Origin of the sequence: Actinophytocola sp. (assembly GCF_036555685.1) — a bacterium.
In the GTDB taxonomy this organism is placed as follows: domain Bacteria; phylum Actinomycetota; class Actinomycetes; order Mycobacteriales; family Pseudonocardiaceae; genus Actinophytocola.
Window position 1 is genome coordinate 1 of record NZ_DATBKY010000301.1, and the last position, 14,576, is coordinate 14,576.

General features: G+C 70.5%; 14 protein-coding genes and 4 tRNA genes. 8 read left to right on the plus strand and 10 right to left on the minus strand.

Annotated elements, in window-relative coordinates:
• Positions 1-75: 75 nt before the first annotated feature.
• Positions 76-1,047, minus strand: coding sequence for a hypothetical protein (locus VH969_RS31395; RefSeq protein ID WP_331980928.1), 972 nt, complete (start codon positions 1,045-1,047; stop codon positions 76-78).
• A gap of 69 nt (positions 1,048-1,116) precedes the next feature.
• Between VH969_RS31395 and VH969_RS31400 the strand changes: the two genes are divergently transcribed.
• The 5 genes from VH969_RS31400 to VH969_RS31420 all read left to right on the plus strand — a co-directional run bounded on the left by VH969_RS31400 (position 1,117) and on the right by VH969_RS31420 (position 2,338).
• A tRNA-Val gene (locus VH969_RS31400) sits at positions 1,117-1,188 on the plus strand.
• 339 nt (positions 1,189-1,527) lie between these two features.
• Complete coding sequence (locus VH969_RS31405; protein ID WP_075123646.1) at positions 1,528-1,953, plus strand: SsgA family sporulation/cell division regulator; 426 nt, start codon at positions 1,528-1,530, stop codon at positions 1,951-1,953.
• A gap of 88 nt (positions 1,954-2,041) precedes the next feature.
• Positions 2,042-2,114 (plus strand) — tRNA-Gly (locus VH969_RS31410).
• A gap of 76 nt (positions 2,115-2,190) precedes the next feature.
• A tRNA-Cys gene (locus tag VH969_RS31415) sits at positions 2,191-2,262 on the plus strand.
• 1 nt (position 2,263) lies between these two features.
• Positions 2,264-2,338 (plus strand) — tRNA-Val (locus VH969_RS31420).
• 100 nt (positions 2,339-2,438) lie between these two features.
• On the opposite strand, the gene VH969_RS31425 is transcribed toward VH969_RS31420, so the two are convergent.
• The 7 genes from VH969_RS31425 to VH969_RS31455 form a co-directional block, all read right to left on the minus strand.
• The gene (locus VH969_RS31425; protein WP_331980931.1) at positions 2,439-2,903 is read right to left on the minus strand and encodes a hypothetical protein; all 465 of its coding nucleotides are present in this window, start codon (positions 2,901-2,903) and stop codon (positions 2,439-2,441) included.
• 200 nt (positions 2,904-3,103) lie between these two features.
• Positions 3,104-4,540, minus strand: a complete 1,437-nt coding sequence (locus tag VH969_RS31430; RefSeq protein ID WP_331980933.1) for an extracellular solute-binding protein — start codon at positions 4,538-4,540, stop codon at positions 3,104-3,106.
• 34 nt (positions 4,541-4,574) lie between these two features.
• The gene (locus VH969_RS31435) at positions 4,575-6,398 is read right to left on the minus strand and encodes a glycoside hydrolase family 125 protein (RefSeq protein ID WP_331980935.1); all 1,824 of its coding nucleotides are present in this window, start codon (positions 6,396-6,398) and stop codon (positions 4,575-4,577) included.
• The gene (locus VH969_RS31440; RefSeq protein ID WP_331980937.1) at positions 6,395-7,216 is read right to left on the minus strand and encodes a carbon-nitrogen hydrolase family protein; all 822 of its coding nucleotides are present in this window, start codon (positions 7,214-7,216) and stop codon (positions 6,395-6,397) included. Before VH969_RS31440 ends, VH969_RS31435 begins: the two co-directional genes overlap by 4 nt.
• The gene (locus VH969_RS31445; protein WP_331980939.1) at positions 7,213-8,046 is read right to left on the minus strand and encodes a carbohydrate ABC transporter permease; all 834 of its coding nucleotides are present in this window, start codon (positions 8,044-8,046) and stop codon (positions 7,213-7,215) included. Before VH969_RS31445 ends, VH969_RS31440 begins: the two co-directional genes overlap by 4 nt.
• On the minus strand, positions 8,033-9,091 hold the full coding sequence (locus VH969_RS31450; protein WP_331980941.1) for a carbohydrate ABC transporter permease: 1,059 nt from the start codon (positions 9,089-9,091) through the stop codon (positions 8,033-8,035). The genes VH969_RS31445 and VH969_RS31450 overlap by 14 nt, the downstream gene beginning before the upstream one ends.
• A 7-nt stretch (positions 9,092-9,098) precedes the next feature.
• On the minus strand, positions 9,099-10,394 hold the full coding sequence (locus VH969_RS31455) for an extracellular solute-binding protein (protein WP_331980943.1): 1,296 nt from the start codon (positions 10,392-10,394) through the stop codon (positions 9,099-9,101).
• Between the two features lie 172 nt (positions 10,395-10,566).
• Here VH969_RS31455 and VH969_RS31460 point away from each other — a divergent pair, with 172 nt between their 5' ends.
• Positions 10,567-11,538 carry an NAD-dependent epimerase/dehydratase family protein gene (locus VH969_RS31460; RefSeq protein WP_331980945.1) on the plus strand — a complete coding sequence of 324 codons (972 nt, stop codon included), beginning with the start codon at positions 10,567-10,569 and terminating at the stop codon, positions 11,536-11,538.
• Positions 11,539-11,573: 35 nt separating this feature from the next.
• Here the strand turns inward: VH969_RS31460 and VH969_RS31465 are convergent, their stop codons facing one another.
• Positions 11,574-11,948 (minus strand): hypothetical protein, encoded by a 375-nt coding sequence (locus VH969_RS31465; RefSeq protein WP_331980947.1) that lies wholly within the window; start codon positions 11,946-11,948, stop codon positions 11,574-11,576.
• 68 nt (positions 11,949-12,016) lie between these two features.
• Here VH969_RS31465 and VH969_RS31470 point away from each other — a divergent pair, with 68 nt between their 5' ends.
• A complete protein-coding gene (locus tag VH969_RS31470; protein ID WP_331980949.1) occupies positions 12,017-12,451 on the plus strand; it encodes a MarR family winged helix-turn-helix transcriptional regulator in 435 nt (144 codons plus the stop codon).
• A gap of 71 nt (positions 12,452-12,522) precedes the next feature.
• Entirely contained in the window at positions 12,523-12,891 is a 369-nt protein-coding gene (locus VH969_RS31475; RefSeq protein WP_331980951.1) for a hypothetical protein, read from the plus strand.
• A gap of 59 nt (positions 12,892-12,950) precedes the next feature.
• Here the strand turns inward: VH969_RS31475 and VH969_RS31480 are convergent, their stop codons facing one another.
• Positions 12,951-14,429 carry an MFS transporter gene (locus VH969_RS31480; RefSeq protein WP_331980953.1) on the minus strand — a complete coding sequence of 493 codons (1,479 nt, stop codon included), beginning with the start codon at positions 14,427-14,429 and terminating at the stop codon, positions 12,951-12,953.
• Positions 14,430-14,576: the final 147 nt, after the last annotated feature.

Consider the following 14,576-nt stretch of genomic DNA (forward strand, 5'->3'; position numbering starts at 1 on the left):
TCAACGGGGGGCCCGCCGTCGCGTCTGCCGCCGTTTCTGCCGCCGTTTCAGCCGCCGTTTCAGCCGCCGGTTCGCCTACGAGCCGGCGAGTGCGGCGAGGTCGTGGGTTAGCAGCATCTGCATGACCCGGCCCAGCGGGGCGCCGTCGCCGGTCTTCGCTTCGATCCGCACGACGGTGCCGAGCTCCACGAGCTCGACCTCGGCCCCGGGCAGCAGCTCGTCCCAGCTCTGCCGGGTCGACGGCGCCTTGCCGTCCTTGAGCTGCTGCTCGATGTGGTCGCGCAGCTCGCTTGGCTTGCCGTGGGGCGTGAGGCAGGCGACCTCGGTGGCCTCGCCGGCGAGCGTGAGCCGCACGCCGACGCCGTACGCGATGGGATCGCCCTCGACCGGCGCGGTGAGGACCGCGGCCGCGGCGTCGCCGAGGCAGCCGGAGAGGCGGCGCATGAGCGGGTCGTCGGCGAGCGTGTCGCCACCGGGCTCGCTGACCGCGTCGAGGCCGGCCCGGGCCGAGGAGTAGGCGAAGGTGCCGGGCGCGGTGCGGATGTCGTTGAGCTCGCTGGTGCGGGCGATGCCGGTGAGCGGGCCGTCGACGTCGAGCTCGCGGTCGTCGGCGCTCTTCCAGCGCTTGCCGCCGCCGTCGGTCTCGGCGGGGATGTCACGGTCGGCGAGGGCGCGTTCGAGGGCGTCCACGTCGTAGTCGCCCCAGAGGACGCCGGCGTGGTTCGGCGGCTGGCCCGCGACCACGGCACCGTCCATCTTCGACGGGTCGAAGTGCAGCTCGTCGGCCATGAGCCGGTAGGTCGGCGCGAGCGGGCTGAAGCCGTAGCCGACGAGGTTGAGGTAGCGGCGGCCGTCGCGGCCGGCGGCGAGCTTGGTGAGCAGTGCGACGTCGCCGTACTCGACGTACTCGCGCGTGTCGTCGGTGGCGGCGACCCGGCCGAGGGCGGACCGCAGACCGGTCTCGTCGGAGTCCCCGGAGTCGTCGCCGGAGCAGCCCCCGCACAGCAGCGCGGAGGCGGCCGCGAGGGCCAGGACGGGTCGGAGCACCGCGCGATCGTACTGGTGGAACCCGGTGTGGAGAGGCGAAACGGATCCGGTAGGGTTCTGCCATCGCAGGGGCGATTAGCTCAGCGGGAGAGCGTTCCGCTCACACCGGAAAGGTCACTGGTTCGATCCCAGTATCGCCCACGCGTTCGAAAGCCCTCGTGTTGCCTTGTGCCGCGAGGGCTTTTCGCGTGTCTCCTACTAATGGCCGTTCCGAAACGGGCAGGCTGCGGTAAGTTCCCAGTTGGCACAACCCGTGCTCTAGTCAAGGCGCTACCGAGTTGAAACCAAGTCTCGTCAACATGGGTGAGGCTTCGGACGACTTCTTGTACGGAGTGTCGTGATGGTCGCGCGTTGTGCTGTACTTCATGCCCCAACCGGGTGAAGTGCGACCAACACATGACCAAGAGAGGCGATTCGGCCGTCACACAGTAGGGACTCAGTCGTTCAAGGGGACTGGGAAGGGAGAGAAGGGTAGCGACGATGCGCAACGACCACGTCACGCTCCGCTCTACGGCGGTATTCGACCTCCTCGCCCCGCGGACCCCTGCGGTCCCGGTGAAGGTCGAGCTGCGGTACGACACGCGCGACCCGTACGCGGTCGTCGCGGCGTTTCGCACGGGCCGGGCAGGGTGGGTCGAGTGGGTCTTCGCCCGCGACCTGCTGGCCGACGGCCTCATCGCCGAGGCCGGCAACGGTGACGTGCGCATCCGGCCCGCGGTGGACGACCCGGAGGTCGTCGTCATCGAGCTGAGCTCCCCTTCCGGTCACGCGGTGTTCGAGGCGTCGGCACAGGAGCTGGCCGACTTCCTGGACCGGACGTATGACGTCGTGGTGCCGGGCAACGAGCACCTCTGGGTGGACGTCGACGAGGCCCTGACCCACCTCATTTCCACGGACCTGACCTGACCCCCCGGTTTGAGGTACGGCGGCGGGGTCGGATAGAGTTCCGCTCGCACCACGGGGGACGGGAACTTCCTGGAACAGCGTGGGTTCTGCGGACGTAGCGCAGTTGGTAGCGCATCACCTTGCCAAGGTGAGGGTCGCGGGTTCGAGTCCCGTCGTCCGCTCGAAGAGGGGTCGGCCATCCCATAGGCCGAAACCAGCCGACGCCCCTCAGGCCGAGCCCCTAAGCTCGGGCAAGCCGGCGCAGTGGCCGAGTGGCTTAGGCAAGGGCCTGCAAAGCCCTGTACGCGGGTTCGATTCCCGCCTGCGCCTCGGGCGATTAGCTCAGTGGGAGAGCACTACCTTGACACGGTAGGGGTCACTGGTTCAATCCCAGTATCGCCCACCAGATAGCGGTCAGACGGCCCGCTGGTGATCATCACCGGCGGGCCGTTCTGCGTCCGTGGAACTCTTTTCCAAGGCGCTCGTGGCTGACTCCGAATTGGACCTCAGAACTCCTGGACTGCCGTCACTTTCGCCTTCGGAGTCACACCCGTGCCCCGGGTGGACAGGAAGACCGGGGCCACGTTGTACGACTCACCCGTTCCGTCGATCGTGGTGATCACGGGACCGGACTCGTCGCCGGAGATCGTTATCGTGACCGAATAGGACCGGTCCTCCAGCGTGTCGATGGCGTGGACATACTCCAAGCGGGGCTCGACCGTGACGTTGCATCCGACGTCGCCGAAGCACTGCTTGTCCGTGACCTTCAGCGAGGCGATGAAATCGTCCAGATCAAGAGGTTCTGGCTCATCGGTCGGCGGCTGTGCGGAAGTCGCCACGACATCGACGGGATCCGCTGCATGGGCGGTGGGTCTGCCAGCGATCTGGTTCGGTCCGACAACTATGGCGACGGCGACGAACGCACCGGCGACGGCGACGGCTATCAAGGCAAAGATGCGGTTACGGTTCATGGCTGCGCGTCCCTCCAGTAGCTATCCGGAGGGTCGTTGTGGCTGCGGTGGTCGTGTCAATTGGTACCGACGATCACCGCTCACCGTCGGGAATCGATATCGGCGCGTGCGGCCGGAATTCGAACTTCTCGTCGGTCTCGTGCGGAGCCGATTCGGTTGTGGCTTACGCGCGTTCGACTTCTCCGTTTGGCTGCGGCGGGTCAGCCGGCTACCGGTAGCCCGGTGATCGCGTTGATCATCTCCGCTGCGCGGCTGCATGCGGACTCCGGATCGAGGCGGCCGACCAGCACGGCCTCCAGCATTGCCTGCAGTTGTGCGGAAACCCTGGCGTACTGGGCGGTGGCCGGGCGCACGGTGGCGCCCGCCAGCATGCGGCCGGTCGTGCGCAGGAAGGGCGACTCCTCACTGACTCGCGCCACCGCCGACTCCCGGGACGCGAGCTGCCAGGTCGTACGCGACATGGTGACCTGTGCGCCCGTGGAGACGACGTCGCGGAGCAGCCGCATCGCCGAGCCCGGATTCCGCGCCTGGCGGAAGATCGCGTAGGCCATGCCGCCGGAGAGCGTGGTGTCGACGCCGTGCGGGCCGGTGGGCACGCTGACGAACCCGAACTCGTCGAGCAGGCGGTCCCGGGGCAGCGACGCCGCCGCCGCGAGGGCCACCGCGTCGTAGCTGCCGCCGAGCGCAAGGCTCGCCTGGCCGTGCGCGAGCTGGCGGATCGGCCGGTCCCATTCGTACGACACGACGTCGCCGCCGACCAGGCCCTCGGCCACGAGCCGGTGAAGGAAGTCGAGGCACTCCACGGTCCGGTCGGTGCGCAGCGTGATCCGGTCCCGCCCGACCACCGTCGACCCGTTCGCGGCCAGCAGCGCGAGCAGGCAGTACGTCGTCGTCTCGCCGCCGCGCGAGCCGCCGGGAAACGTGAGCGGCGCGTGGCCGCCCCGCCCGCGCAGCACGCGCAGCACCTCGGCGAGCTGGTCCCAGGTCCGTGGCACCGGCAGGCCGACCGCGTCCAGGTCGGTACGCCGGTACCAAAGGCCGGCGACGTCCGCCTCGGCCTGCGCGGCGACGGGTCGCCCCTCGTAGCGGTTCGCCGAGCGGAACGGCTCGAGGAAGTCGGTCTCGTACTCCTCGCGGATCCAGCCGGGGTCGAGCTCGTCGAGCGGGGCGAGAAAACCGGACTCGGCGAACTCGCGCGTCCACACGGAGTCGATCACGGCGAGGTCGGGCGCGCGTCCTTCCGCGATCGCGTGGACGAGGAAGTGGTGCAGGTCGGCGAGGTCGACGGTGGCGATGTTGAGCGCCATCCCGTTCGGCGCCACCTCGCGGATCAGCTCCTCCCACCGGCCGTCCGGCACCAGCACCCGGACCTCGGAGGTCGACGACGCGCCCGCGCTCCAATGTGGATTGACGAACGAGCCGCGGCGGCGGTGCCGGAGCACCACGCCCTCCTCGGCGAGCTCGGACAGCGCCCGGTTGACCGGGGTGCGGCTGATCCCGTAGGTCTCGCACAGCTCGTGCTCGGTGGGCAGCCGCGCGCCAGGCGCATACCGGCCGCGCAGGATCTGCTCCAGAAGCAGCGTCTTCAGCTGCACGTACACCGGCAGCGGTCGGCTCGGATCGATCGCTCCGTGCACGCACCACCCCTATCGGCTCGACACGCCGGGATCATTATGCCGCCGGCCCGCCCGGCCCGAGGTGTTCGAGGTGCAGCGTGCCGATCACCGCGGCCGGCCAGGCGAACCAGTGGCGGGCGCGCCACCGGCCGCTGTGCGGGTCGTAGGTCTCCGGCAGCATCCCGTCGACGCCCGCGACCGCGGCGAGACGGCGGACCACGTCGGCGAGCCTGGCGCGGTCGTGCGTGGCGAGCGCGACGGCGAGTTCCTGCGCGTCGCCCAGCGACCACGTGCCCGGCGTGTGCGCCGAGCCCAGACCGCCGAACGGGCCGGCGACGTACCCGGGGTTGTGCGGGGAGAACGCGAACCGCATCGTCGCCGCCCACGACGGGTCGGTCGCGGCGCAGAACCCCCACAGCGGGGCGAAGGCGGTCGGTAGGTCGTTGGCGTCCTGGTAGAGCCGGTGGCCACCGGTTCCGTCGACCTCGTAGGCCCACTGCGAGCCGAACGGGCCGGCGTGGGTGAAACGCCGGTGGACGGCCGAGCACAGCTCGTCGGCAACCCGGCCGAGCTCGAGGTGCTCCACGCCCAACTCGGCCGCCCAGGCAGCGAGCCGCGTCGCGGTGTGCCAGTAGAGGATCTGCGTGGAGAGCAGGAAGGGCAGACCGGCGCGGTCGTCGGCGGGGTTCTCCTCGCTGGCGAGCATCCCGTCCGGGCCCGCGCGTGGCAGCACCCGCCACACCTGCTCGACCTGCGGGCCCCAGGCAGTGCCGGCCCGCCCGGTCTCGGGGTGAGCCGGCCAGCCACCGGTCGCCGCGCGGTGGTCGGCCAGTTCGAGCAACGGGTACAGCTGCTGGTCCGCCTGCAGCGCACGGTCCTTCGTCCGCCCGTCTGGAAGCTGGCTGCGCGCCCACCGCCCGTCCGGGTCCCGGGCTCGTGAGAACAGCCAGCGCAGGTGGTCGGCGACGGTTGTCGTGGCGCCCGCGGCGAGCAGCAACCGCGCCTGGTAGTACGCGTCCCTGGTCCAGCTCAGCGGGAGCAGCCGGTGGTCGGTGAGGATGGCGCCGGCGGCGGTGGCGGTGCAGCCGCGGACGTAGCGCAGTGCGCCGAGCGTGATCCGGCTCAGGGCCGGGCACGCGCCTGGGACGACCGGGAGCGCGGCGTGCTCGTCCCGCACGGGTGCCCCGGCGGCGGGCTCGAGCGCGACCACGACCGTGACCACGACCTCGGCCCCGCCGGTGACCGCGAACCGCGCGCCGCCCGCGGGATCGGGCGTCCAGCGACCGGGCGGACCACCGTCCAGGCTTGCCGACACCCGGATCCGGGCGGGCAGGGCGGGCGCGTCGAGCGTGACCCCGCCGTCCCCGAGCCGCACGGCGGTGTGCACGGTGAGCGGGTCCGGCGGGTCGACCTCGGTGATCTCGGCGAACGCCGCACGGTCCAGCCGGCCACGCAACCGGAACACCGTTCGGGCCCGGCCGGCGCCGCGGAGGACGTAGCGCTGGACGACCTCGGCGCGCCCGGCCGGTGCCCACGCGGTGGCGTCGCACGCCCAGCGCTCGCCGCCGCGGTGCCACACCGGCCGGCCCGCGTCGTCCACGCCGGCGGTGCGCTCGCCCGCGTCCTCGCCCGCGACTTCGAGCCACAGGAAGGCGAACCGCTCCTCGACCAGCCATGCCCGGTACCGGCGGACCGCGGCCGGATCGCCACGCCACCGCTCCTGGAACGGCGGCATTCCGGAGAGCTCGGCATAGCCGTGCCGCTCGTGCACCCAGCCGACCGACAGCCAGGAGCCGTCGGCACCGAACGATGCCGCGAGCAGACCGTTCCCGGTGTCGAGCGGCTTGGTCAGCGCACCAGAGGTGACCGAGGCCCTCACGACGGCGCGGCCGGGCCGCCGGTCTCGCGGGTGACGGACTCGGCGAGGTAGAGCTTCGGCTGCCGCAGTGACAGCGACGGCTCCCCCGCGCGTTCCCGCTCGATCTCGGCGAGGTCCACTTCGCACCGCAGCGCCTGCTCGGCGAAGCCGGCCTCGGCGAGCGGCTCGCCCTTCGGCCCGACGATCATCGAGCGGCCGCAGAACCCGTTGCCCGCGAGGTTGGCGGCGACGGCGAACATCTGGTTGTCCTGTGCCCGTGCCCGGGTGCGCAGCGCCAGCAGGTGCTCGTAACCGACCGGCACGGCCGACGGGATGACGAGGAGCTGCGCGCCCGCGAGCGCGAGGGTGGTGGCGATCTCCGGAAACGCGTGCTCGAAGCAGATCAGCGGGCCGAGCGTGCCGGCCGGAGTGTCCACTGTGACCAGTCGGTCGCCGGCGAGGAAGTGGTCGGCCTCGGCCGGGTACAGGTGGGTCTTGCGGAACGGATGCACGGGCCCGGCCGGGGTGACTACGACCGCGGTGTCGTACAGCGCGTCGCCGGCGCGCTCCAGCAGTCCGAACACGACGGTCGTGCCCAGCTCCGCGGCCAGCTTCGCGGTCGCGGTCACGGCGGGCCCGTCCAGCGGCTCGGCCAGCTCGCTCCCCCGCTCGCCGACCATGTCCAGGTCGTAGCCGGTGATGCACAGCTCCGGCGCGACGACCAGGTCGGCCGCCTCGCCGTGCTCGCGCAGCGCCTCGAGGTAGCGGCCCGTGTTCCCCGCCACGTCGCCGGGAGACGGGGCGAGCTGGAGCGCCGCGATCGTGATCTCCTGGGTCATCCCTTGACACCTCCGGCGAACAGCCCGCGGACGTAGTACCGGTTCAGCACGGCGAACAACACCAGCGGCGGCAGCACCGCGATGATCGACCCGGCCGCCACCAGGTTCTCCTGCGCGAGGTGCGGGGACTGGAGGTTGGCCAGTCCCACGGTCAGCGGCTGGTGTTCGCGGTCGAGCAGGCTCAGCCCGAGCAGCAGGTCGTTCCACACGAAGACGAAGTCGATGATCGCGAAGGACGCGATGCCCGGCAGCGCGAGCGGCAGCACGATCCGCCGCAGGATGTCACCGTGCCGCGCGCCGTCGATCCGCGCGGCCTCGAGGAGTTCCTCGGGCACGTCGGCGAAGAAGCTGGCCATCATGAAGATCGCCCAGCCGGCGCCGAAGGCGGTGTGCACCAGGATGATCCCGACGAACTGGAGGTCGCCTGTGGACAGTCCGAGCGTGCGCAACCAGGGCAGCAGCGGGATGAGGATGATCTGTACCGGCACGATCATAGTGCTGATCAACAGCAGGTACAGCACGCGCTTGCCGGCGAACCGCAGCCTGGCGAACGCGTAGGACGCGAGCGCCCCGGCGATCACCGTCAGCACGACCGAGCCCACCGCGATGACGAAGCTGTTCACCGCGTAGCCCGACAACGCCTCCCGCCAGGCCTCGACCAGGTTGTCGAAGGTCAGGTCCCCGAAGCCCGCGTGCCACCAGCCGTTCCTGGTCTGCCCGATGGGCACCGCCGCGATCATCACCGCGGTCGCGACCGGCACCAGCCACAGCAGGCAGAGCGCCGTCACGGACCCGTACAGCAGGATCGCGGATCCCTTACCGCGCCTCATCGCCGCTCCCCCCGCCCATCAGGCTGCGCAGGTACGGGTAGGCCAGGAACACCATGACCACCGCCATGAGCACCGCGATCGCGGCGCCCACCCCGGCCCGCGGTTCGGTCAGGAACGCGAATGCCTGCTGCCAGAGCAGAAGCGCGAGCACGGTCGTGTCCTGCGCCGGGCCGCCCTCGGTCATCACGTAGACGATGTCGAACGTGCGCAGCGCGAAGATCACGCTCACCACGTACGTGATGATCAGCGGCTTGCGCAGGTGCGGGATGAGGACGTGGCGCACGACCTGCCCGGCGCGGCACCCATCGATCCGCGCGCTGTCCACCAGCTCGCCGGGCAGCGAGGACAGGCCCGCGGTGAAGGTGACGACGCCGAACCCCGCGAACGCCCATACCGCGGGCAGGATCAGCGCCAGGTTCACCAGCCGCAGCTGGGCGAACCCGAGGTCGAGGGACCCGATGTCGGCGAGCCACTCGCCGGTGCGGACGTGCAGTGGTCCCAAGTCGAAGGCGATGTCGAGCCGAAGGACGCGCAGCACTGCGTTGAGCAGCCCGACGTCGGGGTCGGAGTTGTAGACGAAGGACCAGATGACGCCCGCCGCGGCCAGCGAGATCGTCATCGGCAGGATGAACACGGTCCGGAAAACCGGTGCGAACCGGCCCAGGTGCCAGATCAGCACGCTCACCAGCAGCGCGGAACCGGTGACCAGGACCGGGAACACGATGAGCCAGACCAGCGAGTTGAACGCGGCGTTCCAGAAGCTGTCGCTGGACAGCGCCGCCGTGTAGTTGTCGGTGCCGACCGGGTACCAGGTCGAGGTGTCCAGCGGGTCGAACGGGGCGAGCAGGCTCCACTCGAAGAAGCTGGACAGGATCGTCTGCACGGCGGGCCAGAGGTAGAACCCGGCGAAGATCAGTGCGAGCGGCGCGACGAACAGCCAGGCGACCCGGTCGCCGCGCCGGCGGCGCGCGGGGCGGGGAGCGGCCCGGGCGTCGCCGGCCGGCATGCGGGTGGCCGTGGCTGGCGTGGTGGTCTGCTGGGCCATGACCGCGTCACTTCGCGGCGCGGGTGTCGACCTTGTTCATCGTCGTCACGAACTTGTCGACCGAGTGGTCTCGCACCAGCTGGCCGAGTGCCTGGGTGTAGGTGACCTGGATTTCGCCGCCGATCCAGTCGTCGAGGTCGTAGCCCGCTTCGACGTCGCCCTTCGGCCACAGCTTCGCGGCCGCCTGGTCGTTGCTCGTCGGGTACACGTCGGCCGGGACCTTCAGGTTGGGCGCGATGTAGCCGCCGAGCTTGGCCCAGATCGTCTGCGCCTCCGCCGAGCCGAGGTACTCCAGCAGTGCTCGGGTGGCGGCCTCGTGCTTGGTCGCCTTGGCGCCGATGAACAGGTCGCCGCTGACCGCCTGGGCCGCCGGCACCTGCTCGTCGTAGGCCGGCATCGGGAAGAACGCAAGCGTCTTGCCCGGCTTGATGTTCTTGTCGCACTCCGCCGGCGCGATGGAGTTGACGAACGCGCCCTGGTTCTGGAACGCGTACGTGCCCTTGGCCCGCGCGCAGGTGGCGTCGATGAACCCGGCGGCCAGTGCGTTCTTCGGGAAGTAGTCGCGCATCAGGTCGGACAGCACCGTGAACGCCTGCACGACACGGTCGTCGTCCCAGCCGATCTTGCCGTCGGCCAGGTCGTGGAAGGCATCGGGGCCGGCGACCCGCAGCAACACCGGGTCGGCCCACTGGGTGAGCGGCCAGCCGTCCTTGCCGCCGACCGCGAACGGCTCGACCCCGGCGGCCTTGACCTTGCCGGCCGCGGCGAGGAAGTCGTCCCACGTGGTCGGGACCTGGATGCCCCAGTTCGCGAGCTTGGTCGGGTCGTACCAGATCAGCCCGTTGACGTTGCCCTTGAAGTACACCGCCTCGGTGGCGTCCTCGGCGCCCTCGGCGACCTGGCGGAGCGACTCGGGATAGTCGCCGTCGGCGATCCAGCCGTCCCACGTGTCGTCGAGGTCGAGCAGCAGGTGCTGGCCGGACAGCGTGCGGATGATGCCGGGCAGCGCGACCGACACGTCCGGCGGCGCGCCCTGGGCGAACTGCTGCGTGAGCAGCGCCTGCGTCTGGTCGAACGGCACCTGCTCGACCTTCACGTGGATGTCCGGGTTCTTCTTCTCGAACCCGTCGATGACCTTCTGGAAAGCGTCCCCCTCAGACCCCGTCCAGTTCGTCACCACACGCAGCTCGCCGGCGAGGTCCCCGCTGCCCCCGTCGTCCCCGCCGCACGCACTCGCCACCAGCACCGTCGCGACGGCGGCCGTGACCAGACGGACGCGATAGCGCCTCAACACGATGTTCATGGGAGCTTCCTCCGTCGCTGAGACTCGCTAGCCGGTTACTCTCCGTTTTGTCATCTCCGAAAGACAAATGGTGGACCGGGCAGCCAGGCGGTGTCAAGGAACTGTCACACCGGCGGGTGCTGCGCCGTCCCATGACCATCAGCGACATCGGTCAACACTGGAAGTGAGCACCATGCGAGTCTTCGTGGCAGGTGCCGCCGGGGCGATCGGGCGGCGGCTGATCCCGCAGCTGGCCGGCCGTGGGCACCAGGTGACGGCATCGACACGCGGCGCGGCCAAACAGGACGAGCTGCGCGACCTCGGGGCGCAACCCGTGGTCGTCGACGGGCTGGACGCGCCGGCCGTCCGCGAGGCGGTTGCCCGTGCGCGGCCGGACGTCGTCGTGCACCAGATGACCGCCCTCGCCGGCAAGCCGAACCTGCGCGACTTCGACAAGTGGTTCGCCGCGACCAACCGCCTGCGCACCACCGGCACCGAACATCTCCTGGCCGCGGCACGGGCGGCGGGCGTCGAGAAGTTCGTCGTGCAGAGCTACACCGGCTGGTCGAACATCCGCGAGGGCGGTCCGGTCAAGACCGAGGACGATCCGTTCGACCCGCACCCGGCGAGGAACCAGCGGGAGTCGCTCGCGGGCCTGCGCTTCCTCGACCGGGTGGTGCCGGCGGCACCGCTGGAGGGAATCGTGCTGCGATACGGAAACTTCTACGGACCGGGGGCGTCGGAGTCACTCGTCGAGCTGATCCGCAAACGCCGGATGCCGATCATCGGGGACGGCGCCGGAGTCTGGTCATGGATCCACCTCGACGACGCGGCCGCGGCCACCGTCGCAGCGGTCGAGCGCGGTGCCCGCGGCGTGTACAACGTCGTCGACGACGAGCCGGCACCGGTGGCGGAATGGCTGCCCCACCTCGCGCAGGTGGTCGGTGCCAAACCACCGCTGCACGTGCCGACCTGGCTGGGACGCCTCGGCGCAGGCCAGGTCACCGTGCGATGGATGACGCAGGCGCGAGGCTCGGCCAACGACAAGGCCAAACGCGAGCTCGACTGGCGCCCGGCATGGTCCACCTGGCGAGACGGCTTCCGGCACGGGCTGACCGACGCGGTGCGCCCCGCGGGCGATGGCGCACCGGACACGCCGGCATAGCCGGCTCACGTCCGGCGACGGGAGCCGGCCGGACGTCAGCCGGCTGCGGGGGCGGTCGGCTGGGCCGCACGAGAGACGACGGCTCGTGCGGCTACGAGTAGGACGATCGCGAAACAGAGCGGGCCCACCGTCTCCGGGATCTGGTGGTGCGTCGCGCCGATGAACGCGTCGATGCACTGCACCACGCCGTTGAGCGCGAACAGCAGGCTGAGTGGACGCCAGGCGCGGATCGCGAGCAGCCAGAGCATCGCCCCCAGCAACACGACACCGCGTGCCGCGAGATAGCTGGCGAACGTCCTGGCGGCGTCCACGTCGCCACCTGGCACGAGGGCGCCCGGACTCACCAGCCCGGACACGACGAAGTAGCCCGAGGCGAGCGCGGACGAGACCGCCACCAACGTGGCGAACACGCGGACATTTCTTGAGGGAACCATATCATTCGGTAGCCGAATCATATGGCGACGCTAACATGACCTCTGTGAGAACGGAAGAGTCGGTAACGAACACGATCTCGTTCCTGCTGTCCAAGCTCGGGCAGCTGGCCAACGCGCGGTTCGCCGATCGGCTGGCCCAGCTGGGCATCCGCCCCCGGCACTGCGCGGTGCTCGAGCTGCTGACCGGTCCGCCCAAGGCACAGCTCGAGCTGGCGACGACGATCGGCGTGACCCCGAGCGTGGTGGTCGACATGCTCGACGAGCTGGAACAGATCGATGCGATACGGCGAGTGCGCGACCGGGCCGACCGCCGCAGGCAGCTGATCGAACTGACGCCCGCGGGCCACCAACTGCGGCGGCGCGCCCTGGCACTGGCGCGGGAAACCGACGACTCGCTACTCGACGGCCTCGACACCGCTCAAGCGGCGGCGCTGCGCACCGGACTGCAACGTATGGCCGACTCAACCATCAGGAAGTGACGTTCCGGTTCCACCGGCGGCCGGCGGCTTCGGAGCGGCGCGGACACACCCGGCCGAACCGAAGCGACACCATGACCGTGACCGACTCGTCGCGGGACTCCGCCACACCGCGGGCAGGCACGCTCGCCCTCGCCGTCTTCATCGCGGCCGCACTCGTCCCCGCCGTGGTGGCCGTCGTGCTCACGGTGGTTCTCAACGGCGTCGCCGGCGACTCGCCGAGCAAGGCCGCCGAGGACGCCTACATCCGGCAGGTGGCAGAGCGCGTCGACGTCATCGAACGGGACCGGCAGGCGTTCATCGACGCCGGCACGGAGATGTGCCGCATCGCGGGCGGCGACGCCGCGGGCGGCAGCCGGGAGGTCCTCGTCGACCACGGGCTCGGGGGCTACGCGACCCGGTGGACGGTCGTCTCGGCCGCGGCCGCCGCTCACCTCTGCTGAGCACCGGCAAGACGGCGCACCCCGGGCGATGTGCCCGGGATGCGCCGTGCACCCGTTTGTCAGGCAGCGTCCACCAGGACGGCCTCCTCGGCCCTCTCGGGGACGTCCGCGGTGCTGGCGGCCGGCTTGCGCAGGGCGGCGAGGACGACGCCGATGCCGACGACGAGCAGTGCCGCGCCCACCAGGTAGGCCAGGTGGAAGCCGGAGTTCAGCGCCTCGAGAGGCTGCGCGCCGGCGGCGAGCTCGTCGGTGGTGCGCCCGGCGGCCAGCGTGGCGAGCAACGCGAGGCCGAGCGCACCGCCCACCTGTGCGCTGGTGTTGACCAGACCGGAGGCGAGGCCCGCCTCGGCCGGCTCGACGCCGGACATCGCCATGGTCGTCAGGCCGGGCAGGCTGATGCCGGCGCCGAGGCCGACCAGGATCAGTGCGGGGACGACGTCGACCAGGTAGTCGGCGTGCACCGGGGTCCGGGCGAACAGCAGGAGGCCGGCCAGCATCAGCAGCATGCCCGGGACGAGCGTGGCGCGCACCCCGTACTTCAGGGTCAGCGGGCCGGACACCCGAAGCGACATGTAGCCCATGGCGAAGGTGGTCGGCAGGAACGCGAGCCCCACCTCGAGCGGGTTGTATCCGAGGACCTGCTGGAGGTACAGCGCGCCGAGGAAGAACATCGAGAACATGCCGGCGACTATCAGCACCTGTGCCAGGTTGGCACCGGCCACCCCGCGGGACCTGAAGAGCCGCAACGGCATCAGCGGATTGGCGACCCTGGCCTGGCGCACCAGGAAGGTGACGACGAGGGCGACCGAGACCGCGCCGAGGACGAGTGTCGGAACGGCGGTCCAGCCCCACTTCTCCACCTGCGAGATCGTGAAGACGCCGAGCATCAGACCCGCGGTCAGCAACACCGCGCCAGGAAGGTCCGCACCCCGCTCGCGGCCGAGGCCGGGCCGCGGCTCGATCAGCCGGATCGCCAGCACCGCGGTGACCACGCCGACCGGGAGGTTGATCAGGAAGATCCAGTGCCAGTTGACCGCGTCGGTGAGCACACCACCGGCGAGCAGGCCGATCGAGCCGCCCGCGGAGGCGACGAAGCCGTAGACGCCGATCGCCTTGGCCTGCTCCTTGGGCTCGGGGAACATCGTGACGATCATGCCGAGGATCACGGCGGAGGTCAGCGCGCCACCGATGCCCTGCACGAACCGGGCGGCGATCAACGTGGCCTGGGACGGTGCGCCGGCACAGGCCACCGACGCCGCGGTGAAGATCGTCAGCCCGACCAGGAACACCCTTCGCTGACCTATCAGGTCACCCAGCCGGCCGGCCAGCAACAGCAGCCCGCCGAACGCGATCAGGTATGCGTTGACCACCCAGGACAGGTTGCCCGGCGAGAACCCGAGATCCTCTTTGATCGACGGCAGCGCGACGTTCACGATCGTCACGTCGAGAACGATCATCAGCATCCCGACGCAGAGCACGGACAACGCCAGCCAGCGTGCGCGGTCGGTCCTCGCATCGGTCCTCGCAATGGCACTCATTGGATCTCCTCCTGTGTTTGCCGAGTCACCAACACGTCGAACCGGGCAGGGGCTTTTCGACATGGCTCCGGAAAAAACTTGTGCGCCTCCCGGCGGCGCCGGGCGACCAGGTGAGGGATCGGCGCACGGTGGCGCGTGTCGCAAAGT

What these genes read in the sequence shown, in the direction of transcription:
- VH969_RS31405 (WP_075123646.1), top strand. Translation starts at nt 1,528, where the DNA reads ATGCGCAACGACCACGTCACGCTCCGCTCTACGGCGGTATTCGACCTC.
- VH969_RS31425 (WP_331980931.1), bottom strand. Translation starts at nt 2,903, where the DNA reads ATGAACCGTAACCGCATCTTTGCCTTGATAGCCGTCGCCGTCGCCGGT.
- VH969_RS31440 (WP_331980937.1), bottom strand. Translation starts at nt 7,216, where the DNA reads ATGACCCAGGAGATCACGATCGCGGCGCTCCAGCTCGCCCCGTCTCCC.
- VH969_RS31445 (WP_331980939.1), bottom strand. Translation starts at nt 8,046, where the DNA reads ATGAGGCGCGGTAAGGGATCCGCGATCCTGCTGTACGGGTCCGTGACG.
- VH969_RS31450 (WP_331980941.1), bottom strand. Translation starts at nt 9,091, where the DNA reads ATGGCCCAGCAGACCACCACGCCAGCCACGGCCACCCGCATGCCGGCC.
- VH969_RS31455 (WP_331980943.1), bottom strand. Translation starts at nt 10,394, where the DNA reads ATGAACATCGTGTTGAGGCGCTATCGCGTCCGTCTGGTCACGGCCGCC.
- VH969_RS31460 (WP_331980945.1), top strand. Translation starts at nt 10,567, where the DNA reads ATGCGAGTCTTCGTGGCAGGTGCCGCCGGGGCGATCGGGCGGCGGCTG.
- VH969_RS31475 (WP_331980951.1), top strand. Translation starts at nt 12,523, where the DNA reads ATGACCGTGACCGACTCGTCGCGGGACTCCGCCACACCGCGGGCAGGC.
- VH969_RS31480 (WP_331980953.1), bottom strand. Translation starts at nt 14,429, where the DNA reads ATGAGTGCCATTGCGAGGACCGATGCGAGGACCGACCGCGCACGCTGG.